Source organism: Streptomyces sp. NBC_01408 (genome assembly GCF_026340255.1).
In the GTDB taxonomy this organism is placed as follows: domain Bacteria; phylum Actinomycetota; class Actinomycetes; order Streptomycetales; family Streptomycetaceae; genus Streptomyces.
In genome coordinates this window covers 4802509-4829492 of record NZ_JAPEPJ010000001.1, presented here as the reverse complement: position 1 = coordinate 4829492, position 26984 = coordinate 4802509, and the positions used below count along the sequence as shown (strand labels likewise).

The window sequence follows — 26984 nt, the reverse complement described above, 5'->3', positions numbered from 1 at the left end:
GCGATCGCAAGGCGGAGGAGGGAGTCGATGCGGAGCATCGGCGACCGACGACAACGCGGCGAGCGTGCGTGCCAGACCCCGACAGCCAGACGCCACTTCGACGACACGACCCAGGGGCGCGACCCTGACGGCCCGCGCCCCCTCATGCCGTACCGGACTCAGCCGGGAGTCACGGCGCGCCGAACGTCAGCGTCAGCTGCGGCGTCCCTTCGCCCGCCTGGGCCTCCGAGGACCACAGCCACAGGGCGTCCGTGCCGGTGCTGCTCAGCGCCAGCGCGTAGCTGCCGCCGAGCGCCGACGCGACGGTCGCCGTGTTCAGCCCGGTGGTGTGCACCGCCGAGCCGTCCGGGATCCCGGCGAAGGTACCGAGCGCCGGGCCGCCGAGGCCGGGACGGTTGGCGTAGGTCGTGCCGCCTTCCGTCCATGCTCCGGTGACCGGGACCACCGAGACGGTGTCGGTCGTACCGGCGCCGCTCATCGTGCTGGTCTTCACGCGGAGCGTGGCCGACTTCAGCACCGTGCCCGCCGGAGCGGCCGGCAGGCTGAAGCGGAGGTAGCTCGCGTAGAGCGAGGTGCCGCGCACGGCGAGCGAGCCGGAGGTCCCGTAATTGGTGCCGGGCGCTCCGGCGTTGGCGTAGGTGTCCTCGGCCGCGGTGACCTGGACGACCGAGTCGGCCGGGGCGGAGGCGAGGGTGTAGTGGTTCTGCACCTGCGCCGCGCCCAGGACGTTCGGGTAGACGGCCGTCTCGTCGAGCTGGCCCGCCCAGTACTCGCCGGCCGGGCGGTCCGGCCAGCCGCCGAGGCTGTCGCCGCCCGCGTGCCAGTAGCCGGAGAAGTTCTCGTGCGTGGTGACGTTCAGCGTGCCCTTCTGCGCGCCGTCCACGTAGAGGGTCATCCCGCCGGGGCCCTGGGTGGCGACGACGTGGTGCCACTTGTTGTCGTTGTAGGCGGTGCCGGTGGTGATGGTGCGGGTGGCACCGGTGTAGACGCCGTAGACGAGCCGGCCGTCATTGGTCATGTAGATGTGCTTGTCGTACTGACTGCTGCCGCGTGTCTGGTTGTTCCCGAAGCCGACGAGCTTGCCGCCCCGGGTGGTGTTCGTCTTGAACCAGGTCTCGATGGTGTAGCTGGCGCCCACCGTCTGGCGGCGGTCCGCGTACACCTGGGTGTCGGTGCCGTTGAAGCCGATCGCCGTGCTCGCGCCGGAGACGGCCCCGGGCGACTGGCGCAGGGCGGGGGCGTACAGGTGCACTCCGCTCTGGTTGCCGCCGTCCGAGGAGTCGGCGGCGAAGGGCAGCGCGGACTCGTCGTAGCGCCAGTACTGCTGGGCGCCGTCCGAGCGGACCGCGTTCGGGTACGCGTCCACCGAGGTCGGCACGGTCACGCTCGCCGTGCCCGACAGCGCGCTGACGTTGCCCGCGGCGTCGGCCGCCGTCACGCGGTAGGTGTACGACTGGCCCGCGGCGACGGTGGTGTCGGTCCAGGAGGCCTGCGGGCGCCGGAAGAACAGCGAGTCCGCGGTGACCGTCGCGATCGGGGTCGCCGCGCCGTTGCGGTAGATCCGGTACGTCAGCGTGCTGTCGTCCAGGTCGAGACCGGTGCGCCAGCGCACCTGGGCCTCTCCGGGCCTGAAACTGACCGCGCTCGCGACGGGAACGGTGGGCGCGCCGGTGTCCCCGGTGGAGGCGAAGCGGGTCAGGCTCTGCTGCGCCGCGCCGTTGACCGTGGTGAACTCGCCGCCGACCCACAGGTACTGGACGCCGGCCTTGGACCCGACCGTCATCACGCGCGGGCCGATGCCCTCGCCGATGCCGTCGTTGGTGTCGGGGGCCCAGCCCAGCTTGCCGGTACCGCTGGTCGGCTGGGCGAGCAGGTGGTGGCGCTGGCCGTCGGGGAACTCGCCGACGCTGGAGCAGTCGTGCGCGTGCGAGGCGCTGTAGAGCACGCTCTGGTACGGGAGCACGGCCTGCGTGGCACCGAGGCAGGTGTCGCGCCAGCGCTGGCCGAAGTCGCCGAGTTCGAGGCCGATCCGGCCGTCGAAGACGCCGCCGCCCGTGCCCTCGTTGGCGGTGTAGAAGCCGGTGGCGTCGGTGGCGATGTCCTTGACGACCGAGTTGGTCTCGATGAAGCCGGGGTAGGACTTGGTGAGCGCGCCGCTCGTCGCGTCGACGACGGCCAGCGCGTGCGTGTTCGTGCCGTTGACGGTGAAGAAGTCGCCGCCGAGGAGCACCTTGCTGCCGTCCGGGGTGACCTCGACGGCGCGGCCGGGCTCGTCGGCGTCGGCGGTGAAGGGCCGCAGCGAACCGTCGGCCGCGTCGACGGCGGCGAAGCGCTCGCGCTGCTGGCCCGCGACGGTGAGGAAGTCACCGCCCGCGTAGACGGTGTCCCCGGTGACGGCGAGGGCGCGGACGGTGGCGGCGAAGGCCGGCCGGAAGCCGGGCTTCACCGTGCAGGTGGCCACGTCGACGGCGGCGAGGCTGGAGACCGGAGTGCCGTTGACGGCGCCGAAGTAGCCGCCCGCGTAGAGGGTCTTCTTGTCCGGGGAGAGGGTGAGCGCGCGGACGGTGGCGGTGCCTCCGCCCACCGTGAAGGACAGTTTGCAGGAGGTCGGCGCACCGGTCGCGGCGTCGAGCGCCACGAAGTTCACGGCCGGCTGCTCGCTGCCGCCGCCGCCCGCGGGAGGCCGGACGGCGGAGAAGGTGCCGCCGACGAAGACCTGGCCGCCCGCCTCCGCGAGGGCCCAGACGACTCCGTTGGGCTGCCAGGTCGACAGCGCGTCGGCGGTGAAGGCGACGGGCGGGGTGACGGCCGCGGCCTGCGGGACGAGGCCGAGGCCGACGACCGCGCCGGTTCCGGCCAGGGACAGGGCGAGAGCGGCCGCCAGCCCTCTGGATCTACGCATGGACCCCCCAGTTCGACGTGCGGTACGGCCGTGTCGCCGGCTGGCTCGCGGCCGATGTCGGGCATGGCCGAAACCAGACGAACAGCCGTCCGCGTCCATGCATACGGGCGCACCTTAGAGCGGTTCACCGTCACGTTCATCACACTTGACGTATCGGATACCGAATTGGTCCGCTCCGTGGCCTCCGGGTCACGCCCCCGGCAGGGGTCGGCAGAGCAGGGCCGCCGGGGAGGGACGGGCCGCGGCGCGGGTGGTGAAGGCGATGCCCGCCGCGTATTCGCCGGGCAGGCACTGGCCCTTGTAGTGCCCGGAGGCGTAATCGGCTCCGGGGGCGCCCGGCGGGCGGTTGTCCCCCCGGTCGAACCAGAGGGTGCGGCCCCCCGCCGGGAGGGCGGTCCGGGCCGGGGCGCACAGGGCCGCCGAGAGCCGCTGCCCCCGCAGGCTGTAGCCGGTCAGGAACTGGCCCGCCGGGCACTGGAACTTGGTGTACCCGCCGGCCCAGTCGCCGCCCGGCGGGACGTACCTCTCGTCGCGGACCACGGTGTGCCCGCCCGCTGCGGCACGCAGGTCGGAGGTGGCGCACAGGCCGCGACCGCCGGTGTGGCTGAGCCCCGCCAGCCGGGCGCCGTCGGGGCAGACCGCCTTGCGGCCCCCGCTGTCCCAGTCGCCCCCGGCCCGGGTGAGCAGCGAGGCGTTGTGGTCCCGGTGGTCGGTGGTCAGCTGGTACCAGGCGGGGGTGGCGGGCACCGGACCGGTACGTCCGGCGGTGCCGGCGAGCGCGGCCCAGGGCCCCGTACGCCAGTCCCCCGGATCGAGGACGCCCGACCGGCGGCCGGTGTTGTCGTAACGCAGCATCGCCCAGCTGTCGCCGCCGGGCGTGCCCTGCCCCGTGGTGCTCCAGCCGACCAGGGGCCAGTAGGCGAAGTCCGCGTCGGAGGCGGTGAGGTAGCCGGTGAGGTGCTGGAACCAGTCGCGCGGTTTGGTGCCGGTCTCGTCGGCGCCGATGCCGAACTCGCTGATCCAGACGGGGGCGGTGAAGTGCGTGCCGGTTTCGGCGGAGACGTAGAAGGCCTGCTGGTACAGGGTCTGTTCGAGCTCGGACCGGGTCATGTCCTGGTAGCGGGGGTCGCTCGTCTCGCCCATGCCGGTCGCCCCGCTGTGGCGCGGGCCGGTGTATCCGTAGAAGTGGGCGGAGTACACCAGCTTGTTCGAGACGGTGAGGGTGTGGGAGAGGGTGCGTACCGGGGTGAGGGTGGGGCGGCCGTGCGGGAAGCCGTCCACGGGCAGGCCGGTCCAGTTGATGCCTTCGACCACGATGAGCAGGTCCGGGTTGGCTTCGGTGAGGATGCGGTCGCCCGCCTCCTGGGCGGCCGCATGCCAGTCGTGGCCGTCGCCGAGGCCCCAGTTCGGGTCGTCGAAGACGTCGCGGCGGACCTCGTTGTAGAGGTCGACGCCCACCACGCGGGGGTTGTCCCGGTAGCGGCGGGCGAGGAAGACCCAGTCGTCGGCCCACTGGGCGGTGGACTGTCCGGCGCTGTTCCAGCGTTCGTTCCCGTCGAGGCCGCAGCACCAACGGGTGGTGACCGTGTGGTTGTTGAGGATGACGGCGAAGCCCTCGGCGGTGAGGGCGGCGACCACGGCGTCGAAGACCTGGAGCGGGGTGCGCCCGCGCAGGGCCGGGTTGGCGGCGACGGCGGCGTCCGGGACGGGGGTGGTGGTGCGGAGCATCTCGTTGGAGAAGGGCAGCCGGATGCTGTTGAGCCCCAGGGCGCGGAAGTCGGCCAGCAGGGCGGGCAGGGGTGCCCGGTCCAGGCCGATCGGGATGCCGTGGGAGGGCTGGCCGCTGTGGTGGGTGGCGGGGTCGTCACGGTCGCCGGAGCCGTTCCAGGATCCCTGGGCGCCGTCCCAGTTCCCTGAGCGCAGGCGGAAGCGATTGCCCTGGGCGTCCACGATGTACCGGCCGCGGGTGGACAGCGGCGGGGTCCAGGCCTCCCCGGCGGCGGGTGCGGGGGCGGGTGCCGGGCCTGCGGCGGCCGCCTGGGCGGGCAGGACGCCGGCCAGGAGCAGCAGGGTCGCCAGGACCGCGCGTAAGAGGGTCTTCATCTCACTCCTGCCGGGCTCCCGCGGCCCGGGCGGGCCGGCTGCCGCGCTCAAGTTACCGGCCGGTCCGTGGCGGGGGAAGCCGTGCGCCGGGGTCACTTTGCCTTCCGGGCCCGGTGTCCGGGGACGCAGCCGCCCGCCCGCTCCGGGCCCGCCGGGACCGGCGATCGTATACGGGCGCACGCGCGGTCATCGCGCGGGCATCGTGCGGGCGCACCCTGGCGAAAGCGCCCCGCGCGGGCCCGCACCCCTCTACCGTGCCCTGAGGGGGCGGTCGAGGGGCACGGGAGGGTGGGGCGGATGGACGAGGAAGAGGACATGCGGCTGGCGAGGCTGACGCCGGAGATCTCCCGCCGCACCCTTGCCATGCTGCGTGGTCTCGTCGGCCTGGAGCCGCCCGAGCAGGTGCCCGAGGACGCCATGCTCATGGCCGACGCGATCCTGGCCGAGCACGGCACCGACGGGCTCCGCGTGCTGGTGATGACCCTGGCGGCGTGGACGACGGCGCAGATCGAGAACGTCGCCGAGCTGAGCCAGCGCAGCCACGAGGCGGTACTGGACGCGATGGAGCTGGCCTGCCTGGAAGCGAACGCCGAGGAGTAGGGGGTGTCCGGACCCGGTCCCGCGGAATCGGGCGGCTCCCGACCGCCCGGGATCGGGCGCTCGTCGGCGACACTGGGGGGAGCAGGAGCTTCTTGGGGGGTCCGATCGGAGGCCGTCGTGAGCACACCTTCCCCCATCCGGATCGCCGCCGTCCTGTCCCCCGAGCATCGTGGACGGCTCATGTCCCAGGCCCGTGAGGTCAACTTTCCGGAGAACGCGCGGATCTTCGAGGAGGGCAGCGCGGCGGAGTCCTTCTGGATCGTGCGCTCCGGCACGGTGACCCTCCAGATCCCGGTGGCCGGCCGCCGGCCGGCGCCCGTGGAGAATCTCGGTTCCGGTGAGCTGGTGGGCTGGTCCTGGCTGTTCCCGCCGTACGTCTGGCAGTTGAGCGCCGAGGCGATGACACCGGTCCGCGCGTACGAGTTCGACGGCACGGCCGTACGGATGCTCATGGACGCCGACCCCGCCTTCGGATCGGCGATCGGGCACTGGGTGGGGCGCATCCTAGCCCTGCGGCTCCAGCAGACCCGCACCCGGCTGCTCGACCTGTACGCCCCCCGCCTCTCGGCGCGCTGACGGGGCCTCCCGAGACCCCCGGAACGCCTTTGCGGAGGCGTTTCCGGCAGGTCTCACGAGTGTTTCCTGGGCGGTGTTCGGCCGATTCGCCCGTCCGTTCCCCCACAGGTCAGCTCGCTCGCACCGCTGCGGTCTGCACTCATGCGCACACGATGAGTGACGTGAAATGAGGGTGCGAACGGGCGTTCACGGCCCGCGTGGGCAAGACTCTGTCCGCTATCCGAAACAGCCACTCAAGGGAGTGTTCGAAATGCGGTCCATCGCAAGGGGTCTCGGGCTCGGTTCCGCCGCCATGGCGCTCACCGCGCTCACCGCTCTGGCCTGGCCCGGAGCGGCCGGCGCGGCACCCTCCGGCACGGCAAGCCTGTACGCTCCGTCCGCGCTCGTGCTCGCCGTTGCGGCGGGGGACGACGCCGAGACCGGTACGGTGCTGCGCGCGGTGACGCTGATCTGCGCGCCGTCGCCCGCCGGCACGCACCCGGACCCGATCGCCGCCTGCGCCGAACTGCGGGCCAGCTCCGCCCGGCTGGACGCGCTCACCGAAGCCGCCCCCGACACGGCGTGTACCAGGGAGTGGAACCCGATGACCGTGACCGCCGACGGGGTCTGGGAGGGCCGCCGGTTCAGCTACGACCACACCTTCGGCAACCCGTGCGGCCTGCGGAGCACGAGCGGCATACTGTTCGACTTCTGACCCGGCGCCATATGGCGCCCCCTCGGGGCCGGACAGCGGTGTGGGGTCGCTGTCCGGCCCCACCGGCGTCCGCCCGTCAGCCCGTCAGCCCGACCGCCTGTCAGCCGAGTTCGAGGCTGGTGACCCCGTACAGGCCGGCCAGGTCGAGGTCCGGAGCCGGGCCCGTGTACATGCGGGCGGCCTCGAAGGTCGGGACGAGGCCCAGCCCGGCGACCAGGGCGGTGGCCTCCGGATTGGCGTCGGGCACGTCCACGGCCACCAGGCCGCCCGGCGCGTGTCCCGCCAGCCCGCGCAGCAGGGCGGCAGCGATCCGCGGCCCGGAGGCGTACAGCGGGCCGATCCGGGAGGCGCCGCTGCACGGGCGGATCACCCCGAGCCCCTCGAGCTGGCCGTCGCGGACGGCGGCCAGGGCGGTCCGGCCGGGCAGACCGGTCCAGGCGGACAGGAAGGCGTCGCGCGGCGCGGGGAAGAACCGCCGGTCGTAGGCGGCGAGTTGACCGAAGGGCAGCGAGGCCGCGTCCACCACCTCGACCGCCCCGGTGGTGCCCGCGCCGCCCTCGGCGCCGGCCGCGCCAGGGGAGGTGGCCGCGCCGGGCGAGGTGGCGACACCCTCGGGGACGCCTTCGTGACGGACGTTGTTCCAGGCCGAACGGAATCCGGATTTCCGGTAGTTGTCCTGCTGGGCGACCACCCCGTCCAGACCGACCAGCCTCCCGTCGAGGCGTTCCATCGCGGCCCGCCACAAGCGGATCCCGTAGCCCCGGCCTCGGACCTCGGGGCGGGTGATGTAGAAGCCGATGAATCCGAAGCCGGGACCGTAGCGCACGGCGGAGATGCAGCCCACCGGTTCGCCGTCGAGTCTGCCGACGAGGAAGCCCGCCGGATCGGCGACCGCGAAGGCGAAGCGGTCCGAGTCCCCCGGATTCCATCCCTCCTCATCGGCCCACGCACGGATCGTCTCCATGTCGGCGCCGCTCGCGCCGGTGATCTCGAATCCCCTCATGTCCGGTGTTGTACCAGATACGAAGGGGGCGCACAGGGGCCGGACCGGCCGGTCCGGAAACGGCCGGTCAGCCCGCGCAGATCACGTCGTCGAGCCGGATGGGCCGGGAGTCCAGGCGTACGTAGGCGGTGAAGGTGTCGGTGGCCTCGGCCTCGGCCCGGGCGTCGGCTCCCGGCGCGACCTCGGCGCCCCAGTGGGTGGTGACCGTGGCCCAGCCGACCCCGGCCGACGGGGCCACCGTGACCGGGCCGACGCCGATGGCCCGCGGTTTGTTCTGCGCGCACAGCAGGACGTCGGACCCCGGGCTCACGCCCTGCCTCTCCTTGAGCACCTGCGAGACCCGGTTCTCGCGGTCGTACGGGGAGGGGCCGTGGTCACCGTAGAAGGCGGCGAGGAAACGGCTGATCTCGGCGGCCGAGTGCCGCTGCGAGACCGCACCCGGGGCCGACGGGGCCGCCGGCCCGGCCGGAACGGCCGAGGAAGGCGGGGCGAGCAGCGCGAGCAGGGTCAGCGGCAGGACACCGAGGCTGTACGGCATGAGCTTCATGCACCGGTTTGTACCCTCCCACCGCCCCCGCCGGAGGGACGCGCCCCGGATCTCACTCCAGTGGAGGTCCGGATTCACCGCAGACAGGCCCCTCCGGGCAGCGGACGGGGCCCATGTAATCCGGTCGCGGCCGCCGGGGGCGCGTACGTAGGGTCGGCATATGGGGAAGCCGCTCGTCGCAGTGTTCAGTGGGGCCGGGATGTCCACGGATTCGGGGATTCCGGACTATCGGGGTCCGCAAGGGCTGTGGCGGCGGGAGCCCGACGCCGAGAAGCTCGTGACCTACGCGTACTACATGGCCGATCCGGAGATCCGGCGCCGGTCCTGGCTGATGCGGGCCGAGGTCGGGGCCCTCGGGGCGCGGCCCAATGCCGCGCATCTGGCTGTGGCCGAGCTGGAGCGCGGCGGCACCCCGGTGCGGGTGATCACGCAGAACGTGGACGGGCTGCACCAGCTCGCCGGCGTGCCCGCGCGCAAGGTTTTCGAGCTGCACGGCACCGCCCGGTCGGTGGTGTGCACCGCCTGCCACGCCCGCTCGGACATGGACGGGGCGCTGGCCCGGGTCGCCGCCGGGGAGCCGGATCCCGCCTGCCTGCGGTGCGGCGGGATCCTCAAGCCGGCGACCGTGATGTTCGGCCAGCGGCTCGACCCGGTCGTCCTGGGACAGGCGATGGCCGTGGCCAAGGGCTGCCACGTCTTCATCGCCGTCGGCTCGACCCTCCAGGTGCAGCCCGCGGCCTCGCTGGCCGCCATGGCCGCGGAGGCCGGGGCCCGGCTGATCATCGTGAACGCGCAGGAGACCCCGTACGACCCGCTCGCCGACGAGGTCGTGCGCGAGCCGATCGGGACCGCCCTGCCGGCGCTGCTGGCCCGGATCGCCGCCCCCTAAGCCGGGACGTCGTCGGCCGCCCTGCGCAGCTCCGCCACGTCGAGCTTCTTCATCTTCATCATGGCGGCGGTGGCCCGTGCCGCCCGCCCCGGGTCCGCGTCGGTGAGCACCTCGATGGCGCCGGGCGGGATGACCTGCCAGGACACCCCGAACTTGTCCTTGACCCAGCCGCAGGCGGATTCCTGTCCTCCGTCCTTCGTCAGCGTGTCGTAGTAGTAGTCCGACTCGCTCTCCTCGTCGCAGTGGATCATGAAGGAGACCGCCTCGGAGAAGGTGAACTGCGGTCCGCCGTTGAGGCCGAGGAACTGCTGCCCGTTGATCTCGAACTCGACGGTCATCACCTCTCCGGCCTGCCCGGTCCCCTCGGGGTAGCGGGCGAGCCGGCCGAGCTTGCCGTCCTTGAAGACGGACAGGTAGTAGTCGGCGGCGGCTTCCGCCTGTCCGTCGAACCACAGGCACGTGGTGAATCCGTTGGCGCTCATGACTGCCTCCAGGCGGGTGTGCGGGTACGTCCCTCACATACAGACCGGCCCCGGGCCCGAAATTCATCGGTGGCCCGGGGCCGGTCTGTGTCCCGCCTGGAATTCGCTCGTACGGGTTAGCTCGCGGGCGTCCCGGTCACTCCGAGCATCCGGTCGACGACCCGCTTGGTGGCTTCGCCGTCGTCCAGGTCGCAGAACTCGGCGCGGAACGCCGCCCGCGCCTCGGCGTACTGCTCACCGACCGCGTCCGCGTCGCGGACGGCCTCGATCAGGCTCGCCGAGTCCGCGAGCAGCGGGCCGGGCGCCTTCTCCTCCAGGTCGAAGTTGAAGCCGCGCAGCGTGCCTCGGTAGTGCTGGAGGTCGTACGTGAAGAGCAGGATCGGCCGGTCGGTGAGGGCGAAGTCGAAGATCGCGGAGGAGTAGTCCGAGATCAGCACGTCGGCGACCAGCAGCAGGTCCGTGGCGTCGGGCCAGCGCGAGACGTCGACGACGAAGCCGTCGCGGACCCCCTCGCGGACCTGCTCGCCCACGTTGTGGTGGCCGCGGATCAGCAGGACGTGGTCCTCGCCGAGCTCGCGGCGGGCCTGGTCGAGGTCGATCCGCAGGTCGAGCTTGTAGCCGCCGGACCAGCCCTCGCAGTTCTCCCGCCACGTGGGCATGTAGAGGACGACCTTCTTGCCCTCGGGCAGGCCGAGCCGGCGCCGGACCTCCGCGATCCGCTGCGCGTCGGGCCGTACGAGCGCGTCCGCGCGGGGGGCGCCGGACTCGACGACCTCGCCCTGGTAGCCGAGGGCGCGCTTGAGGACGGGCGTGGCGTACGAGCTCGGGGAGGCGAGCAGGGTCCACTGGGCGCTGTCGTGCTCCAGCCCCTCCAGCACCTCGGGGCTGGTGTAGTAGTCGTGGACGAAGTCGTGGCCGATCTGCTTGATCGGCGTCCCGTGCCAGGTCTGGACGACGGTCTGGCCGGGGCGGCGGAGGAAGTTCCGCGGCACGTTGGAGTTGACCACGTAGTAGCGGGCGCGGGCCAGGACGTCCCAGGACTCCACGCTGTCGTACTGCACGGCGCGGGCGGTTGCCGGCACCTCGGCGCGGCCGTCGCGGACCAGCCAGATGTGCTCCAGCTTCTCCCCGCGGCGCAGCAGCTCCTCGTGGATGGCGCGCGGCGAGTCTCCGGCGCCGTTCCCCTGGAAGGTGTCGTAGACGACGATGTCCTTGACCGGCAGGGCGCGCTGCGCCGGGTAGGTCTCGAAACGGGCCACGCGCTGGGCGTGGTTGGAACGGTCGTGCGGGCTGAGCAGCGGGTCGGAGACCAGGACCGTGCGGTCGTAGAAGCGCGCCTCGACGCGCATCCGGCGGCCGTGCGCGGTGAAGGGGTGGGGGCCGGCGAAGAGCAGGCCCGGGCCCATCTGCACGGGGGCGCCGCGGTCGACGCCGAGCAGGCCGGCGGTGGTTCCGCCCTGGGCGGCCGGGCGCAGCGTGGGCCACCAGCGGCCCTCGGGGAGCGTGGTGCGGCCGGCGTAGGCCTCGGGGAGCACCGGCTCGAAGGTGGCCGTGAAGGCCTCCCCGTCACGGGTGACCGGGTAGCTGAACTCGACTCCGTGCGCGTTGTGCAGGACGAGTTCGTACGGCTCGTCGGTGGGCGCGACGAAGCGGCCCCGCAGGGTCACGGCGCCGGCCTCGGACTCGACGGAGTCGACCAGCGGCGGCGAGGGCTGCACGGAGAGGGTCAGGTGTCCGGTGTTGCCGCGCTTGGCGAAGAGGGTGCGGCCGGCGTCGGCCCCGGGCAGGGGCAGGACCAGGCCGGTGAAACCGCCGCGCTCGTCGTAGACCAGCCGGTGCTCGGTGCCGTCGGCGCCGAGCACGGACAGGCTCCAGGGCTCGGGGGTCCACTCGCCGGGCTCGCTCTCGGCGTCCGGTACGGCGGCCAGCTCGGCCAGCGGCACGCGGGCGGTGAACGGGGTCCGGCCGCCGGTGCCGGCCGGGCCGGTCTTCACCGGGACGGTGAGGACGGTGCCGGTGGAGACGTGGACGGCCTGCAGGGTCGCTTCGGTGCCGATCTCGGCGGCGAGTTCACCGCTCAGCTCGACGGCGTCGTCGCCGGCCTTGCGGACGTCCAGGGCCCGGGCGCGGACGAGCTCCACCTGGATGGTGAGGGCGCCGGACACGGTCGGCAGGATGCGGACGTCGGGGGCCACCCAGTGCGGGGGCGGGTTCTGGCCGGTGTCGTGCTCGCCGCCCTTGAGGCGGGCCCGGTGCAGGCCGCCGGCACCGGTGACGGCGATGGAGGTGGTCCATATCCCCTCGCGCCAGGTGCCGCCCGACTGGAAGATCGAGGGGTCTACGACGGCGGTGAAGCCGGCCCAGTTGGCGTGCTTCAGGGCGAGGTGCGGGGCGTTGACGGTGGCCATCGGGGAGGCGACCGTACGGGCGCTGACGACGGAGCGGCGGCGCTTGCCGCCCTCGCGGAAGACGAGCATCTTGCGCGAGCCGAGGCGGCTCTCCGCGCCGAGGTGGCCGGGCACTGCGTAGCCGCGCAGGAGGAGCTTGCCGTCGGCCCAGGCCGCCTGCTCCAGGCGGCTGACGACGCGGCGCTCGCGCGGGCCGAGGGTGAGGATCTTGGCGGGGACCGGCGGACGGCCGTGCAGGAAGGGGTAGTCCGCCTGCGGGCGGGCGAGTCCCTTGACGGGCACGCTGTAGTGGTAGTCGCGCTGGTGGTCCTGGAGGGCGATGAAGTCCTCGACGCGGCCTTCGCGGGCCAGGTACGCCTTGAGGCGGTCGGCGACGGTCAGGTCGGACCAGGGACCGGTGCCGATCTCGCGGACGAGGCCGCCGACGTGCTCGACGAACGCGGCGCGGAAGTCGGGGCCGCCCTCACCGACGTACTTGTAGAGGAGCGGGAGTTCCTCGCTCAGCACGTTGTAGTCGTAGTCGCGGAGGTAACGCTCGTACTTGGCGCCCTGCTTGGCCTTGAGGGACTCGCGGACCAGGCGTACCGACTGCACGCGGTCGATGAGGGAGACCGGGTCGGTGGAGCGCTGGGTGATGGAGCGCTCGCCGGTCTCGCGGACGCGCCAGTGGTACACGCAGTCGCTGATGATGTCGACGCTGGTGGCGAAGTAGTGCGCCGGGATGCTGACGGGGGCGTCCTCGTAGAGGATGCCCTCGGGGTACTGGAAGCCGTGCGCGTCCCAGAAGCTGCGCCGGTAGACCTTGTTCCACGCGGTGCGGTCGGTGACCAGCGCCGGGAACTTGGAGATGTGGGTCTTCAACTGGGTCTTGGCGAAGGCCGCCCGGTGGCCCCAGGACTGCTGCATGCCGACGGAGCGGAAGCGCTTCACGTTGCCGCCGGCGAAGTCCGAGCCCGTCTCGTCGAGGGCATCGATGAGCCGCTGGTAGGCGTAGGTCGGCATGGTGTCGTCACTGTCGACGAAGGCCAGGTACTCGCTGTCCTTGTCGGCGTGCCGGGCGCCCACGTTGCGGGCGGCGCCGAGGCCGGCGTTCTCCTGCATGACGACCCGGAAGCGCTTGTCCCGCGCGGCGAACGCCTTGGCTATGACGGCGCTGGTGTCCGTGGAACCGTCGTCCACGAGGATGACCTCGAAGTCTTCGAAGGTCTGAGCGGCAATGGATTCCAGGCACTCGTCGAGATAGAGCTCGACGTTGTAGACGGGGACGACGATGCTCAGGCGCGGGGGCATGGGTGGCGGATTCTCCAGCGTTTTATGCTTTATCGATGATCAGCTGATGACAGCATCCTACTCTGTAACAGATTCATAAAATCCCCCTATCTCGGTCATACCCTGACTGATCGCCGGGGCGGACGGCAAAGATTTCAGCCGCCCGCCACCCGGACGATACGGTCGGACGCGGTCAGGCGAGCGGGGGACCCGGATCAGACCTCCAGCTCGTTCTCGATCTTCTTCAGCTGGTGGCGGGCCATCGCGAGGTTCGCGCGGCCCTTGTCGAGGGCCAGGTAGAGGAAGAAGCCGGTGGCGCCCCGGCCCTTCAGGAGCCGGATCAGGTGGTACTGGCTGCCGAGGGTGATCAGGATGTCCTCGATCTCGTCGTTCAGCCCGAGCATCTCCATCGTGCGGACCTTGGCGCGCACCACGTCGGTGTTGCCCGCGGCCGCGACCGCGAGGTCGAGGTCCTTGCCGCCCCCGATGGTGCCGAGGGCCATGCCGCTGCCGTAGTCGACCAGGGCTGCGCCGAGCGCGCCCTCGATGGTCGTCGTGGCTTCCTTGAGCGCGGTGTCGACGTTGACCATGGGTGTTACCTCTTTCTCTGTTCTCTGTGGTGGTTCCGGATCTTGGTGGTTCCGGATCCGGTCGGTTCGTGGAGTGGGTTCGGTCCGGATCACCCCGGGGGCGCGGCGGGACCGCGCCGTCCGAGGGTGTGGTCGATGAGTTCGGCTATGCGCAGGCTGGAGCGCCTGGCCTCCAGGTGGAGGCGCCCCACGTTGAGGCGGGGCTCCGCGATCAGGGTGAGGACGGCCGCCTCGCCCGCCGCATACGTGGCCACGTAGCCGTGCTCGCCGCGCACCAGCAGTTCGCGGAATCCGCCCTGGCCGGTGCTGTCGCTGAGCCGCTGGGCCACCGCGAGCGCGGCCGCGGTCAGCGCCGCGACGGACTCGGACTCGGTGGCGGCGCTGTCCTGGGCGAGCACCAGGCCGTCCGCGCTGGCGGCGAGGGCGCCGGTGAGTTGCGGTACGCGGGCCCGCAGCCTGCGGAGCTCGGCAAGTATCTCGGCTTCCGCTTCGGCGGGCACCGTACTCATGTCGGCCTTTCTCCTCTCGGGCGGCCTCCGCTCGGAGCGGTCGGCGCGCAGGGCCGGTCGCAGCGGGAGCCTCACAGGCTTGCCTCCAGTGCGTCGCGTAACCGGCGGAGCAGCGCCACGTCCGGGGATTGGGCCTGGGTCATCCAGTCGGGCAGGGGATGCGCGTCCGGCACCGGGGCCGGCGCGTGCGGGGTCTCGACCAGTCCGGCCGCCGCGAGGCGCCGTACGTCGAGCAGGGTGTGGAAGGCGGGCCTGCCCAGCAGCCAGGCGAGGTCAGCGGGGGTGCGTACGCCGTCCGCCCGGTCCAGCAGCAGCCGCTGGCGGACGGTGACGGTCTGACCGGGAGCGGCGGCCCGGGGTACGACCGGGGCGGTGTCCAGCAGCGGGTACGGCCAGACGGCGTCGAGCAGCTCGCGGCGGCGCCGGGTCTCGCGCTCGACGGCGGCGGCCGGGACCGAGCGGACGGAGCCGATCCAGTGGGTGGCCCCGCGGCGGAACCGGGAGGGCCCGCTGCCCGGGGAGAGGGCGAAGAACGCGGCGTCGAAGATCGCGGCGAGATGGCAGATCTCCAGTTCCCCGCCCGCGAGCCCGCCGCTGTCCACGAGGAAGCGGGCGACCTGGCGGCGGGCGCCGGCCCGGTCCACGGCCTCGCGCCAGCGTTCGGGGGCGAGGCCGCCGCCGGTGGTGAGGAGCACGTCGAGGCCGGGGGTGGCAGGGCTCTCGGCGTGCACGATGCGGCCGTCCTCGAGGAAGAGGGTGCCGCGGTCGCGGAGCAGGGCGCCGGTGGCCCGCTCGGCGGCGAGCCGGGTGAGGAGGGGGGAGACCGCGATCGGGGCGGTGACCGAGGCGGTCATCTGAGCACCAGCCCTTCGGCCAGTGCGCGGAGTCTGTGGCGGGCGAGGGCGAGGTTGCCGTCGGCCCGGTCGAGCCACAGGTGCAGGAAGACGCTGCTGTCGAAGCTGGTCTCGACGAAGCGGAGCACGTGGTAGCCGGTGCGGGTGGTGACGATCAGGTCCTCGACGGGCGGCCCGGAGAGGCCGGGGCCCGCTCCGCCCCGGGGCGCCGGCCCGTCCGGCCCGTCCTCCGCCGGGGCGAAGGACTCGTACTCGGCGGCCGCGCGGGCCAGTTCGGCGGTCTCGGCGGCCGTCGTCTCGTGGTCGCCCACGGGCGAGTCCCCGGCGGTGCCGAGGGCCAGTCCGCTGCTCCAGTCGACCAGCGCGGCCCCCCGCGCACCAGGCAGGGCCATGGCTTCGAGCAGACATTCGTCGATCCCGGGCACTCGGGTTCCCCTCCCGGCCGGACGTGCGGGGTGCACGGTTGTACGGCGCGACAGGAGGGAACCTACTCAACTTCCACACTGCGAAAGGGCGTTCTGGCATTTTCCGCTGGAACATGCGCGGATGCGCCCGAGAGCTTGGCCGGAACCCGTCCACTTTTGATCACGCAGGGAGCGGAAGACAGTCCGCGAGCCGGAACGGCCCGCTCCGCACCGGCCCCGGCCCGGGCCGCTACCTGGTGCAGGAGGCGAACGCCGGGAGGACCGCGTCCTCGATCAGGCGCCGGGGCAGGGAATGGCCGAAACGGTGTCCGGCGTCCCTTGGTCCCCCCACGGATTCCCCCCGCGACGTCGGTGCTCCCCCCACCGGCACGATAGTCAGTCCGCGGGGCGCTCCGGGAGGAGACGCTCGACCATCACCTGAATGAGCCCCTCCACCGAGTGCGGCGCCAGCAGGCCGGGCACGGTCAGGTCGTCGACGATGAGGCCGAGCATGGCGAGGTAGAGCAGCACCACGCCCTGCCGGTCCCCCGGCAGGCCCGCCGCCAGGTGCCAGTCGACGTTGGCCTCCAGCTCGGCGGCCTGGAACCCGGCGAGTTCCGCCTGGAGTTCGGGGCGCCGGGTGCCCTCCAGGCGCAGCTCCAGCATCGCGATGTGCACGCTGCGCTCGCGCCTCATCCGCTCCAGGAGCTGCCCGAGCAGCACTTCGGTGTCCAGCGGGCCGGTCAGGTCCGCCGGGTCGGGGGTCAGCCGCTCCCGGGTGCGGTGCAGGATCTGCACGAGCAGCTGGGCCCGGTTGGCGAAGTAGTTCGAGGCGGTGCCGATGGGCACGCCCGCCTCCGTGTCCACGGCCCGCAGTGTCAGGCCCCGCGAGCCCTCGCGCGCCAGGACTTCGATGGCGGCGTCGAGCAGCGCGGCGCGGCGCTGCGGATTCTGGCGCATGGCGGTTCCTGGGGACGGGGGTGGCACGGGAAAGTGATCACTGCAAGTGCAGTACTTCGGTCACGGTAGCGGATGCGGGGAAGACCTGTCTTTCGGGTCAGGCCCTCATCCGGACCCTCCCCACCGCCGCCTCCCGCGTGTCAGGCTGCCCGTCATGGAGCGGATCATCGAGGAGATACGCGAGGACCTGTACCGCCGGCTCGCCCCGGTGGCGGACCGGCTCGCCGACCGGACCCTGGCCGAGGACCCCGCGTACGCCGCCCTGCTCGGCCGGGCCGAGCTGCGCGAGCGGATCCACCACAACCTCCGGCAGGCCGTCGAGGGCCTGGCGCGCAGCCTCCGCGGGCTGCCGGTGGACCTCTCCGACGCCCGGGCCACCGGCACCCTCCGGGCCGGGCAGGGGCTGCCGCTCGCCTCGCTGCTGCGTACCTACCGCCTGGGCGGGCGGCTGCTGTGGCAGGCCCTCACCGAGTCCGTCACCGCGTACGACCGCGCGGCGCTGCCCCGGCTGCTGCCGGGAGCGAACGCCCTGTGGGACGTGCTGGACCAGATGACGGACGCCGTGGCCGAGGCGTACCGGCGTACGGACTCGGTGCGCGGCGAGCGCGACCGGGAGCGCCGCGCGGCCCTGCTGGACGTCCTGCTCGACGGGGCGGGAGCCGCGGACGGGCCGGCGGCCCCGGAGGCCGCCGCGCAGCTGGGGCTGCCGGAACGGGGGCGCTTCGCGGTGGTCGCCGTCGGCCCCGCCGGCCCGGCCCTGCCGCCGGGTGCCACGCCCGCGCCCCGGAGCCCGTCCGGGGTCGCGGGCGTGGCGGCGTCCGGGGTCGCGTCCGTCGGGCCGGGCTCCGGCTCGGGGCCGCGCGTGCTGTGGAGGATCCGCGCCGACGGGGAGACCGGCCTGGTGGAGCTGGGCCACCATCCGCTGGAGTCCGTACGGGAACTGCTCGCGCCGTTCGGGCTCCGCGCCGGGGTCAGCCCGGTCGTGGAGGCGCCCGCCGAACTGGCCCGGGCCCGGGGGCTGGCAGCCCTCGCACTGCGCACCGCGCCCGTGTCCGGCGGCGGCCCGTACACCGTCCTGCTGGACGAACGGCTGCCCGCGGCGCTCGTCGCGGCGCAGGCCGAACTCGCCGCCCGGCTGCGCCAGGTGGTGCTGGGGCCCGTACTGGCGCTGCCCGCGGAGGACTGCCGGGTGCTGCTGACCACCCTGGGGACCTGGCTGGCCTGTCAGGGCTCGACGATCCACGCGGCCCAGCGGCTGTACTGCCACCGCAACACCGTCTCCAACCGGCTGCGCCGCATGGAGCGGCTCACCGGCCGCACCCTCGCCGACCCGGCCCACGTGGTCGAACTGGCGCTCGCGCACGCGGCGGTCGTCCAGCGGGCCGCCGCCGATCCGGGCCCGGCGCGCCCGGGGCAGGGCGCGGGTGCCGGCCGCGGCCCGGCCGACCGGGCTATGCCCGTTCCGCGTCCTGGCGACCCGGCTGCTCGGCGGTCTTCGCCGACTCCAGCCGGTACGGCACGTCGATCACCGCGACCCCGGGAGTGAACAGCAGCCGCGCCTTCAGCCGCAGCGCGTTCTGGTTGTGCAGGGGCTGCTCCCACCAGTGGCCCACGACGTACTCGGGGATCACCACCGACAGCATGTCCGTCGAGGAGTCCGCGGCCAGTTCCTGGATGTAGGTCAGGATCGGCCCCACCACCTCGCGGTAGGGCGAGTGCAGGATCTTCAGCGGGAGCCCCGGATCGTGCTCGGCCCAGTCCTGCCGCAGCCGGGCCGCGTCCTCCTCGTCCGCCGCGACGGTGACCGCCGTCAGGGTGTCGGCCCGCAGGCCCTGCGCGTAGCCGAGGGCCTTCAGGGTCGGGGCGTGCACGGAGGCGACCAGGACCAGTACGTGGTGGCGGGAGGGCTTGCGCGGCCGGGCGCCCGGGGTGACGGCGACCTGCCGGGCGACCTGGTCGTAGTGACGGCGTACGCCCTTCATGCCGAGGAAGAGCAGCGGCATGGCGATGACGACCAGCCAGGCCCCGTGCGTGAACTTGGTGACCAGGACGATGACCAGGACCAGGGCGGTCAGGGTGGCGCCGACCGCGTTGATGGCGAGGCGGCGGTGGATGTGCACCCGCTCCGCGCGCGGGGTGGCCGGTGAGGCGAGTTCCCTCCTCCAGTGCCGGACCATGCCCGACTGGGAGAGGGTGAAGGAGACGAAGACCCCGATGATGTAGAGCTGGATGAGGCGGGTCAGCTGGGCGTCGAAGGCGATGATGAGGGCGATCGCGACGAGCGCGAGGAGCACGACGCCGTTGGAGTAGACGAGCCGGTCGCCGCGGTTGTAGAGCTGACGGGGCGCGTAGCCGTCCTTCGCCAGGATGGAGGCGAGCATCGGGAAGCCGTTGAAGGCGGTGTTCGCGGCGAGGATCAGCACGCCGGCGGTGACGGCCTGAAGCAGGTAGAAGAGGAAGTGCCAGCTCCCGAAGGTGGCGCGGCCGATCTGGGCCAGGGCGGTGGACATCGGGGTGCCGGGCGGCAGGCCCAGTTCGGTGGGGTCCTCCGCTACGTGCACCTGGTAGGTCATGGCGAGGGCGGTGATGCCCACGAACATGGTCACCGAGAGCACGCCCATCGCAGCGAGGGTGTTCCCCGCGTTCTTGGCCTTGGGCTTCTTGAAGGCGGGAACGCCGTTGCTGATCGCCTCGACACCGGTGAGCGCAGTACAGCCGGAGGCGAAGGCCCGCATCGCGAGGAACACGAGGGCGAGGCCGGTGTAGGTGCCTTCCGCGGTGATGGGCAGGTGGGCCGATTCGGCGCGGATGGTGTCGCCGGTCGCCAGCCGTACGGCGGCGCACGCGAACATGATGTAGATGACGAGGACGAAACCGTAGGTGGGAATCGCGAAGACGCGGCCCGACTCGCGGACGCCGCGCAGGTTCATCAGGGTCAGCAGGACGACGAAGCCGACGGACAGGGCCACTTCGTGGTCGCTGAGCGCCGGGACGGCCGAGGTGATGGCGGAGACTCCGGAGACGACGGAGACCGCGACGGTCATCACGTAGTCGACGAGGAGCGCGCTGGCGGCGGTGAGCGCGGCGGTGGGCCCGAGGTTCTCGGAGCTGACGATGTACGCGCCGCCCCCGCCCGGGTAGGCGTGGCAGGTCTGCCGGTAGGAGGCGATGACCACCACCAGCAGGAAGACGATGGCGGCGGCCGCGTACCAGGCGAGGTGGAGCAGCGCGACGCCGCCGAGGGCGAGGATCAGCAGGATCTCCTCGGTGGCGTAGGCCACGGAGGAGAGCGGGTCGCTGCAGAAGATCGGCAGGGCGAGCCTTTTGGGCAGCAGGGTCTCGCCCAGGCGCGCGGTGTCGAGGGGCTCACCGACCAGCACGCGTTTCGCATTGATACGCCTCATTTCGGCATGATCGTGCATGATCCTGCCCGATTCGCGGTCTTCACCCCCTACGCCGCCGGTGTCACCCGGCGAGCTCTTCGGCTCGGTGCGCCAGCCACAGGTCGTGGCGGGTACTCGGGCACTGGAGCAGGGACCGTTCCAGCACGGCCTCGATGCGCGTCAGCCGCTTGCGCGCGCCGGGCACGGAGATGCCCAGCGCGGCTGCCGTCGGGACGAGTTGGGCGTCGTGGTCCAGCCAGGTGCGGATGGTCGCACGGGCACCCGGCGGGGCCCCGGCGCCGGCGAGCGGTCCCAGATGGGTCCGGGCCCAGTCGGTCAGCCCCGGATCGCGCAGCACGTCGTCGAGGGCCGCCCACAGGTCCGGCAGCGGCCCGGTGGCTCCGGCCCGGGCACCGACGGTGTCCGCGCGTACGGTGTCCGCGCGTACGGTGGCCCCGCGCCCGCCCGGCCGCGCGGCGCCTGGCGTCAGCCGCAGCGCCAGGGAAAGCGCCGCCTGGTCGGGCAGGCGCGCCAGGTCCAGGCCGAGCACGGCCTCGATCAGACGCAGGCGTCCGGCCAGCGTGTTGCGGTGGATCTTCAGCAGCCGGGTCGCGTGCGAGGTGAAGTTCAGCCAGGCGTGGGCGGTGGCGCGCAGTTCCTGCGCACCCGGGTCCTGGAGGCGACGGGGCTCGTACGCGTGCAGGGGCGCGAGCAGGGCCCGCGCCCAGCCCGCCCCCGCGCCGTGGGCGGCGAGCGCCAGTTCGGGTCCCGGCCCGAACCGGGCGTGCCGTTCGTCCCGGCCCCGGGCGACGGCCAGGGCGTGGAAGGCCTGGCCGTAGGCGGCCGGCGCCTCGCGCAGGAACAACTCCCCGCTGACGCCCACCACGCAGTCCGGGGCCGCGCCCACCAGGGCCGCTGCTAGCGGGTCGTGGTCGGCGGCGACCGCGGCCAGGCCGGCCGGGACGAACACGATGAGGTGGCGTACGTACACCGGGCAGCGCACGATCCAGGCCTGGCCGCCCGTCAGCTCCTCGCACAGCCGGGTCACCTCGGCGCGGCTCCCGGTCGGGCACTCGACGACGTACATCCGCATCGGCTCGGGCAGCGAGGGGCCGAGCGCCCCGGCGATCTGGTGGGCGGTGGAGAGCCGGCCGTTCATCAGCAGGTGCAGCACCGCCTCGCGGGCCCGCGCCTCGGCGAGCGCCGCCCGCTCTTCACGCCGTACGGCCTCCTCGGCGCGCAGGACGAGGGCCAGCGGTACGGCGGCGTCCGCGAGCAGCGCCGGAGCGCCCTGGTGGTGCGGGCGCTCCAGTACGGCGGCCAGCGCGCGCCCGCCCTCCAGCGCGAACAGCAGCGCCACGGAGCCGCCGCTGTGCAGGACGGCCGAGCGCACGCCCCGGGCGCTCATCTCGGCGGCGCCCCGTACGGCGAGTTCGGGTCCCAGGGCCTCCACCGTGTCCACCACCCCGGTCCAGCCGCCCAGCCGTGCGGCGAGCCATTCCAGCAGTGCGGCCGAACCGCCGGTGTGGGCGAGCCGGTGGAGCCTGAGGACGTCGTCGGACCGCGACCGGTCCGAGGACGGCGACGGGGGCTGTGCGGGCGGGACGGCGCGGTGCTGAATGGGACGCTCCCTCCGGTCCGGGTCAGGGGGCCGCCGCATTCAACCATCCGCCGCACACTGTGCGCAGTGATACCGGTCTCGCCCGGCCACTGGGCACACCGAATCCTGCGAACGGGCCGGTGGGCGCCTAGGTTTGGCCACAGGCACCGGACCCCGGTGTTCACGGGGGAAGCACCGGGGTCCGGCCGCCGTGCCCGCCCGCGCCGCGGGGCCGCGCCTACATTTTCGCGGCCGCGCTGCGGATGGCCTCCCGGATGCGGAAATAGGTCCCGCAGCGGCAGATGTTGGCGATCGCGTCGATGTCCTCGTCGGTGGGCCGGCTGGTGCGCTTCAGCAGGGCGACCGCCGCCATGATCTGGCCGGGCTGGCAGAAGCCGCACTGGGCTACGTCCTGTTCGAGCCAGGCCTCCTGCACGGGGTGCAGCTCGTCCCCGTCGGCCAGTCCCTCGATGGTGGTCACCGCCTTCCCCGCGCAGGCGGAGACGGGCACCACGCACGGCCGGACGTCCGTACCGTCGAGGTGGCTGGTGCAGGCCTTGCAGACGTCCACGCCGCAGCCGTACTTGGGACCGGTGACGCCCAGCATGTCGCGGAGCACCCACAGCAGGGGCAGATCGTCGGGGGCGTCCACGGTGACGCTCTGCCCGTTGACGGTGAAGGTGTGCGAGGGCATGGCGTACTCCTGCTAGCGGGGGTAGGGGGTGAAGTCGACGTCGAAGTCGAGGGGGAAGCTGCGCGGCTTGGAACCGGTGGCCCGGGCCCAGGCGTTGGCGATCGCCCCGACGGCCGCCGGGACCCCGAGCTCGCCCGCGCCGCCGGGCTCCTCGCCGGTGGCGGGCAGCACGAAGACCCGTACGTCGCGCGGGGTGTCCCGCTGCTGCGCCCAGTGGAACTGGCTGTAACTGCCCTCCAGCGGAAGCCCCTTGTCCAGGTGGAGTCCGGCGCGCAGGGTGGTGGAGATGGCGTCGGTGAGGCCGCCGATCATCTGGGCCTCCAGACCGCGCGGGTTGACGGGCAGGCCCACGTCCACGGCGATGACGGCCTTGGTGACGCGCACGTGCTCCGGGTCGCGGGTGTCGATCTCGACCAGGCAGGCGGTGCGGGACTTGTACTCCTCGTGGAAGGCGATGCCCTGGGCGCAGCCCGGCTCCATCGGGCGCCCCCACTCCCCTTCCGTGGCCGCCTTGTCCAGCACGGCCCGCTGGGCGGCGGTCTTCAGGAAGGTCCGCCGGAACCGGTAGGGGTCCCGGCCCGTGCGCGCGGCGAGTTCGTCGACCACGATCTCCTCGGCGCCGCGCGTGTTGGCGGAGTACACCGAGCGCCAGGAGCCGGTGGGGATGCCGGTCGGCACCTCGGTCAGCGCCTGTGTGGTGAGCCCGAAGTGGTAGGGGGACTTCACCGTGGTGTGGAAGAGGGTCTGCGCCAGGGTGGCGTTGCCGATGCCCAGCGGGAGGTGCGCGGCGGTGGCGGTGATGATCTCGCCGAGCCCGTGCCGGAAGTCGGTCTCGGCTGCGGCGACGCGGTGTTCGAAGCTGAGCACCTCCCCCAGCAGGTGGGTGGCCCGGATCTTGTGGTGGGTGGCGGGGCGCATCCGGCCGTGCCGGGTGTCGTCCACGCGGGTCCACATCAGCCGGACCGGGCGGCGGCAGGCCTTGGATATCCGGGCGGCCTCCAGGGCCGCGTCGAAGAAGAGCCGCCGGCCGAAGGAGCCGCCGGCCTGGACCACGTGCACCGTCACCTTGTCGAGGGGCAGGCCGAGGTCGGCGGCGATCGTCTGGCGGGCCACGATCGGGGACTTGAGCCCGGACCAGATCTCGGCGCGGTCCTCCCGTACGTCGGCGACGGCGGAGTTGGTCTCCATCGGGGCGTGGCTGACGAAGGCGAAGTCGAACTCGGCGTCGACGTACGGGGTCAGCAGGGGCGGCACCAGCAGCGGCGGGGTCGCGGCGCGCAGCGTGGAGCGGATCTGCGCGTCCGACAGGTGGTCGGCGGGGCCGGGGCCCCAGGTGACCTGGAGGGCGGTCTTGGCGTCCAGCGCCTGCCCGAAGGTCTCGGCGACGACGGCGACCCCGGTCGGGACGGTGACCACGTGCAGGACGCCGGGCATCGCCTTGACGGCGGCGAGGTTGGCGACGCCGCGGACGCTGCCGCCGAGGGTGGGCGGGCGGCGCACCACGCAGGGCTTGGCGCCGGGGACCTGGAGGTCGAGCGTGTACCGCTGGGAACCGGTGACCATGGCGCGGGCGTCGATACGGCTGGTCGGCTTCCCCACGAGGGTGTGCTTCGCCGGCTTCTTGGGGGTGGCGCCGAGGACGACCAGGCCGGGGTCGGCGGCGGCCGAGGCGAGGCTTCCGTAGTCGGCGGTGCGGCCGTCGGGGGCGCGGACGGCGCCGTCCGCTGTGGTCAGCTCGGTCGCGGAGAGGTTCCAGCGGCGGGCGGCGGCCGCGACGAGGCGGGCCCGGGCGGTGGCGGCGCACTGCCGGACCGGCCCGTAGAGGGAGCGGATCGAATTGGAGGAGCCGGTGAGCTGGTTGAAGAGCAACTCCGGGCGGGCGTCGTCCAGTTCCACCCGTACGTGGGTCAGCGGCGCGTCGAGTTCCTCCGCGACCAGCATGGCGACGGCGGTGTTGAGTCCCTGGCCGACCTCCTCGCGCGGCAGCCGGAAGCGGATGGTGCCGTCCGCCTCGACGGCCAGCGCCAACAGGGCGGAGGTGGGCGCGCCGGCCAGGATGAATAGGTCACCGAGGTCGATGACGTCGGCGATGGCGGGCAGGCTCGGCACCACGGCGTGGGCGGGCTGCGGGAGCAGCGCGTCGGCGCCGGCCCGGGTGACGAGGGCGAGTGTCGGCGCCGCGACCAGGTAGGTGAGGAAGGAGCGGCGGCTCTGCCCGGTCATGTGTCGTGTCCCCACCCTGCGCGGGTAACCACCCCCGGTCATGTACCGACACGTAGAGTAGCTACCGGCGGGTACGGTGGGAAGGCCGGGGCCGGTGGGATCTGCGCCGCCGTAACAGTGAGGCCGCCGCGGCCCGCCGTGCGGGAGGGCGGCGTCCTCCGTTCGGGGGGCGGGGCCCGGAGCGTTGATCCACACCCCGGGCGAATTGCGTCGGCCCGCTCGCTTCGTACGCCTCGGCCGTACGAACGAGACGCCTCCCCGGCAGGGCCGATTTCCGGCCGCCGCCTTCTGTCGCCCCCCGACTCGACCGGCCGCCGTCACGGGCGGACGATGGTGGGGACAGAGGGAGGTGGTCCATCATGGCCACGTTCATGGATGTCCACACCGGAATGAAGGGCATCACGGGCGAGCAGCTGGCGGAAGCCCACCGGGCCGACCTGGCGATCGAGGCCGAGGAGGGCGTCCACTTCGAGAGGGCCTGGGCCGACCCCGAGTCCGGCACGGTCTACTGCCTCTCCCAGGGACCCTCCGCTGAGGCGGTCCAGCGTGTCCACCAGCGCACCGGCCACCCGGCGGACGAGATCCACCCGGTCCCGGTGTCCGTGTCCTGAACCGCCACTCCGGTCCGGCGTCCTGACCTCACGTCATGAACCCGGCTGACTGGATTCGTTCGCACAGGAAGGCGGAACCCAGAGGCCTACGGCATATGCCAGAAGCAAGGCCGTTGCGGATGTTGCCAAACGTCTTACACGCCGTCGCAGCCTGTGCAACAGTCATTACCGGTCCTTCCTTCAGACTTGGCCGTGCCGCGCCTGTATCGGAGTTCTCATGCCGTCCCACCTGTTCGCGGACCGTCCCGCGCAGCCGCCCGAGCCAGGGTCGGTGGACGCGCTGATCTCGCAGACCCGGCGGCTGCGGGGCGAAGTGGATGCCGTCCGCCGCGACACCGTCGTGGACGACGACGACGCCCAGGGCCGCTGGCAGCGCGCCCTGTGCGATCTGGCCGTCCATCACCTCGACGACCTCGGCCAGCACCTCGGCCAGCTCAAGGAGGGCCTGCCGCCCGTCCCCGAGCGGATCGAGGCCCCGCAGGCCGGGCCCGAGCTCGGTCCCGAGGACCGCCAGACCCGCGTCGGAAGCGCCGAGTGGAACCTGCTGACCGACGAGGTCACCTGGTCCGACGAACTCTTCCAGATCTTCGGCCGCTCCCCCGAGGCGGGTGCGCTGCCCCTCGACGAGCTGGGCTCCACCCTCTTCTCGGAGGACCAGCCCCTGCTCACCGCGTGGGTCACCGCCTGCCTGGTGGACGGCCGGCCGATAGACGGGGAGTTCCGCATCGTGCGGGCCGACGGCCGGGTCCGGACGCTGCACATGAGGGGCGAGCCGGTCATCGACTCCGACGGCTGTACGGCCTCCATGTGGGCCGTGCTGCGGGACGTGAGCGAGCTGCGGCGGAGCCAGCGGGCGGTGCGCGAGTCCCGCGACTCGCTGCAGCGCCGGCGGGAGATCGCGCAGACCGAGCACCGACTGGCGGTCGAACTGCAGGAAGCCGTGCTCCCCCCGTGGCGCGGCTCCCTGCGGTTCCCGCACGGCAGCACGGGCACTCTGGACGTGGCCGCGCACTACCTGCCCTCCGCGACCAGCGCGCTGATCGGCGGCGACTGGTACGACTCGCTCGAACTGCCCGACGGACGCTCGATGCTGACGGTCGGTGACCTGACCGGGCACGGGGTGACCGCCACCTCCGGCATGGCGATGATGCTGGGCGCCCTGCGCGGGATGGCCATGGCGGGGATCGATCCGGGCCCGCTGATGGGCTGGCTCAACCAGCTCCTGGAGACCTCCGTACAACCGGCGCTGGGCTCGGCCGTGTGCTGCTGCTACGACCCCGCGCGCCGCGTGCTGACCTGGGCGCAGGCCGGGCACCCCGCCCCGCTCCTGTTCCGCCGCGGCTCGGGCCGCTCCCTGGTGCCGCCCGAGGGCGTGCTGCTGGGCGCGACGTCCGGTGCGGCGTACGGGCAGGCCGAGGAGCCGCTGGAGGTGGGCGACGTACTCGTCCTCAGCACGGACGGACTGACGCCGCGCAGCATCGAGTTCAGCCGCACGGACGGAGCCGAGCGACTGCTGGCGCTCGCGCCGCGGTTCTCGGCGGCGCGGTCGGCGCAGGACTGCGTCCGGATGGTCATCGAGGAGTTCGGCGAGAGCGAGCGCGAGGACGACGCCTGCGTGCTCGTCGCCCGGGTGGGTGGGTAGTCGGCGCGCCGACCGCAGGAGCTTCGGGGCCGCGCCGGGAG

General features: G+C 73.0%; 22 protein-coding genes. 7 read left to right on the top strand and 15 right to left on the bottom strand.

The genetic code is table 11. The annotated features are described in order from the left end of the window. Positions 1-169 precede the first annotated feature (169 nt). Together OG447_RS21935 and OG447_RS21930 are read right to left on the bottom strand one after the other, a co-directional pair. Positions 170-2902, bottom strand: coding sequence for a DNRLRE domain-containing protein (locus OG447_RS21935; protein ID WP_266938561.1), 2733 nt, complete (start codon positions 2900-2902; stop codon positions 170-172). Between the two features lie 189 nt (positions 2903-3091). After that, the gene (locus OG447_RS21930; RefSeq protein ID WP_266938560.1) at positions 3092-5005 is read right to left on the bottom strand and encodes a cellulase family glycosylhydrolase; all 1914 of its coding nucleotides are present in this window, start codon (positions 5003-5005) and stop codon (positions 3092-3094) included. Positions 5006-5302: 297 nt separating this feature from the next. On the opposite strand from OG447_RS21930, the gene OG447_RS21925 reads away from it, so the two are divergent. From OG447_RS21925 to OG447_RS21915, 3 genes are all read left to right on the top strand, one after another. Beyond that, positions 5303-5605, top strand: a complete 303-nt coding sequence (locus OG447_RS21925) for a hypothetical protein (protein WP_266938559.1) — start codon at positions 5303-5305, stop codon at positions 5603-5605. A 117-nt stretch (positions 5606-5722) separates the two neighbouring features. After that, complete coding sequence (locus OG447_RS21920) at positions 5723-6181, top strand: Crp/Fnr family transcriptional regulator (protein WP_266938558.1); 459 nt, start codon at positions 5723-5725, stop codon at positions 6179-6181. Between the two features lie 250 nt (positions 6182-6431). Then, a complete protein-coding gene (locus OG447_RS21915; RefSeq protein WP_266938557.1) occupies positions 6432-6875 on the top strand; it encodes a subtilase-type protease inhibitor in 444 nt (147 codons plus the stop codon). Between the two features lie 100 nt (positions 6876-6975). Here the strand turns inward: OG447_RS21915 and OG447_RS21910 are convergent, their stop codons facing one another. Then, positions 6976-7878 (bottom strand): GNAT family N-acetyltransferase, encoded by a 903-nt coding sequence (locus tag OG447_RS21910; protein ID WP_266938556.1) that lies wholly within the window; start codon positions 7876-7878, stop codon positions 6976-6978. Between the two features lie 67 nt (positions 7879-7945). Beyond that, a complete protein-coding gene (locus OG447_RS21905; protein WP_266938555.1) occupies positions 7946-8425 on the bottom strand; it encodes a hypothetical protein in 480 nt (159 codons plus the stop codon). 160 nt (positions 8426-8585) lie between these two features. Between OG447_RS21905 and OG447_RS21900 the strand changes: the two genes are divergently transcribed. Continuing rightward, positions 8586-9314: a Sir2 family NAD-dependent protein deacetylase gene (locus OG447_RS21900; protein WP_266938554.1), complete on the top strand. Its 729-nt coding sequence runs from the start codon at positions 8586-8588 to the stop codon at positions 9312-9314. Here the strand turns inward: OG447_RS21900 and OG447_RS21895 are convergent. The 7 genes from OG447_RS21895 to OG447_RS21865 form a co-directional block, all read right to left on the bottom strand. Beyond that, positions 9311-9796: a VOC family protein gene (locus tag OG447_RS21895; RefSeq protein WP_266938553.1), complete on the bottom strand. Its 486-nt coding sequence runs from the start codon at positions 9794-9796 to the stop codon at positions 9311-9313. The two genes, OG447_RS21900 and OG447_RS21895, sit on opposite strands and share 4 nt — an antisense overlap. A 116-nt stretch (positions 9797-9912) precedes the next feature. Then, positions 9913-13494 (bottom strand): bifunctional glycosyltransferase family 2 protein/CDP-glycerol:glycerophosphate glycerophosphotransferase, encoded by a 3582-nt coding sequence (locus tag OG447_RS21890; protein WP_266938552.1) that lies wholly within the window; start codon positions 13492-13494, stop codon positions 9913-9915. A 194-nt stretch (positions 13495-13688) separates the two neighbouring features. Continuing rightward, positions 13689-14063, bottom strand: coding sequence for a hypothetical protein (locus OG447_RS21885; RefSeq protein WP_266938551.1), 375 nt, complete (start codon positions 14061-14063; stop codon positions 13689-13691). An 89-nt stretch (positions 14064-14152) separates the two neighbouring features. Further along, a complete protein-coding gene (locus tag OG447_RS21880; RefSeq protein WP_266938550.1) occupies positions 14153-14572 on the bottom strand; it encodes a roadblock/LC7 domain-containing protein in 420 nt (139 codons plus the stop codon). Between the two features lie 71 nt (positions 14573-14643). Beyond that, positions 14644-15426, bottom strand: coding sequence for a transcriptional regulator (locus OG447_RS21875; protein WP_266938548.1), 783 nt, complete (start codon positions 15424-15426; stop codon positions 14644-14646). After that, entirely contained in the window at positions 15423-15851 is a 429-nt protein-coding gene (locus OG447_RS21870; protein ID WP_266938547.1) for a hypothetical protein, read from the bottom strand. Before OG447_RS21870 ends, OG447_RS21875 begins: the two co-directional genes overlap by 4 nt. Before the next feature lie 375 nt (positions 15852-16226). Then, entirely contained in the window at positions 16227-16790 is a 564-nt protein-coding gene (locus tag OG447_RS21865; RefSeq protein ID WP_266938546.1) for a TetR/AcrR family transcriptional regulator, read from the bottom strand. A 154-nt stretch (positions 16791-16944) separates the two neighbouring features. On the opposite strand from OG447_RS21865, the gene OG447_RS21860 reads away from it, so the two are divergent. Next, on the top strand, positions 16945-18336 hold the full coding sequence (locus OG447_RS21860; protein WP_266938545.1) for a helix-turn-helix domain-containing protein: 1392 nt from the start codon (positions 16945-16947) through the stop codon (positions 18334-18336). Here the strand turns inward: OG447_RS21860 and OG447_RS21855 are convergent. From OG447_RS21855 to OG447_RS21840, 4 genes are all read right to left on the bottom strand, one after another. Continuing rightward, positions 18242-20194, bottom strand: a complete 1953-nt coding sequence (locus OG447_RS21855; RefSeq protein ID WP_266938544.1) for an APC family permease — start codon at positions 20192-20194, stop codon at positions 18242-18244. The two genes, OG447_RS21860 and OG447_RS21855, sit on opposite strands and share 95 nt — an antisense overlap. Before the next feature lie 61 nt (positions 20195-20255). Then, positions 20256-21833 (bottom strand): helix-turn-helix domain-containing protein, encoded by a 1578-nt coding sequence (locus OG447_RS21850; protein WP_266938543.1) that lies wholly within the window; start codon positions 21831-21833, stop codon positions 20256-20258. A gap of 178 nt (positions 21834-22011) precedes the next feature. Further along, positions 22012-22467 carry a (2Fe-2S)-binding protein gene (locus tag OG447_RS21845; protein ID WP_266938542.1) on the bottom strand — a complete coding sequence of 152 codons (456 nt, stop codon included), beginning with the start codon at positions 22465-22467 and terminating at the stop codon, positions 22012-22014. A 12-nt stretch (positions 22468-22479) separates the two neighbouring features. Further along, positions 22480-24690 carry a xanthine dehydrogenase family protein molybdopterin-binding subunit gene (locus tag OG447_RS21840; RefSeq protein WP_266938541.1) on the bottom strand — a complete coding sequence of 737 codons (2211 nt, stop codon included), beginning with the start codon at positions 24688-24690 and terminating at the stop codon, positions 22480-22482. A gap of 359 nt (positions 24691-25049) precedes the next feature. Between OG447_RS21840 and OG447_RS21835 the strand changes: the two genes are divergently transcribed. Both OG447_RS21835 and OG447_RS21830 read left to right on the top strand, forming a co-directional pair. Further along, complete coding sequence (locus OG447_RS21835) at positions 25050-25301, top strand: SCO4226 family nickel-binding protein (RefSeq protein WP_266938540.1); 252 nt, start codon at positions 25050-25052, stop codon at positions 25299-25301. Positions 25302-25518: 217 nt separating this feature from the next. Then, positions 25519-26943: a PP2C family protein-serine/threonine phosphatase gene (locus OG447_RS21830; protein ID WP_266938539.1), complete on the top strand. Its 1425-nt coding sequence runs from the start codon at positions 25519-25521 to the stop codon at positions 26941-26943. The last annotated feature ends 41 nt before the right edge of the window (positions 26944-26984 follow it).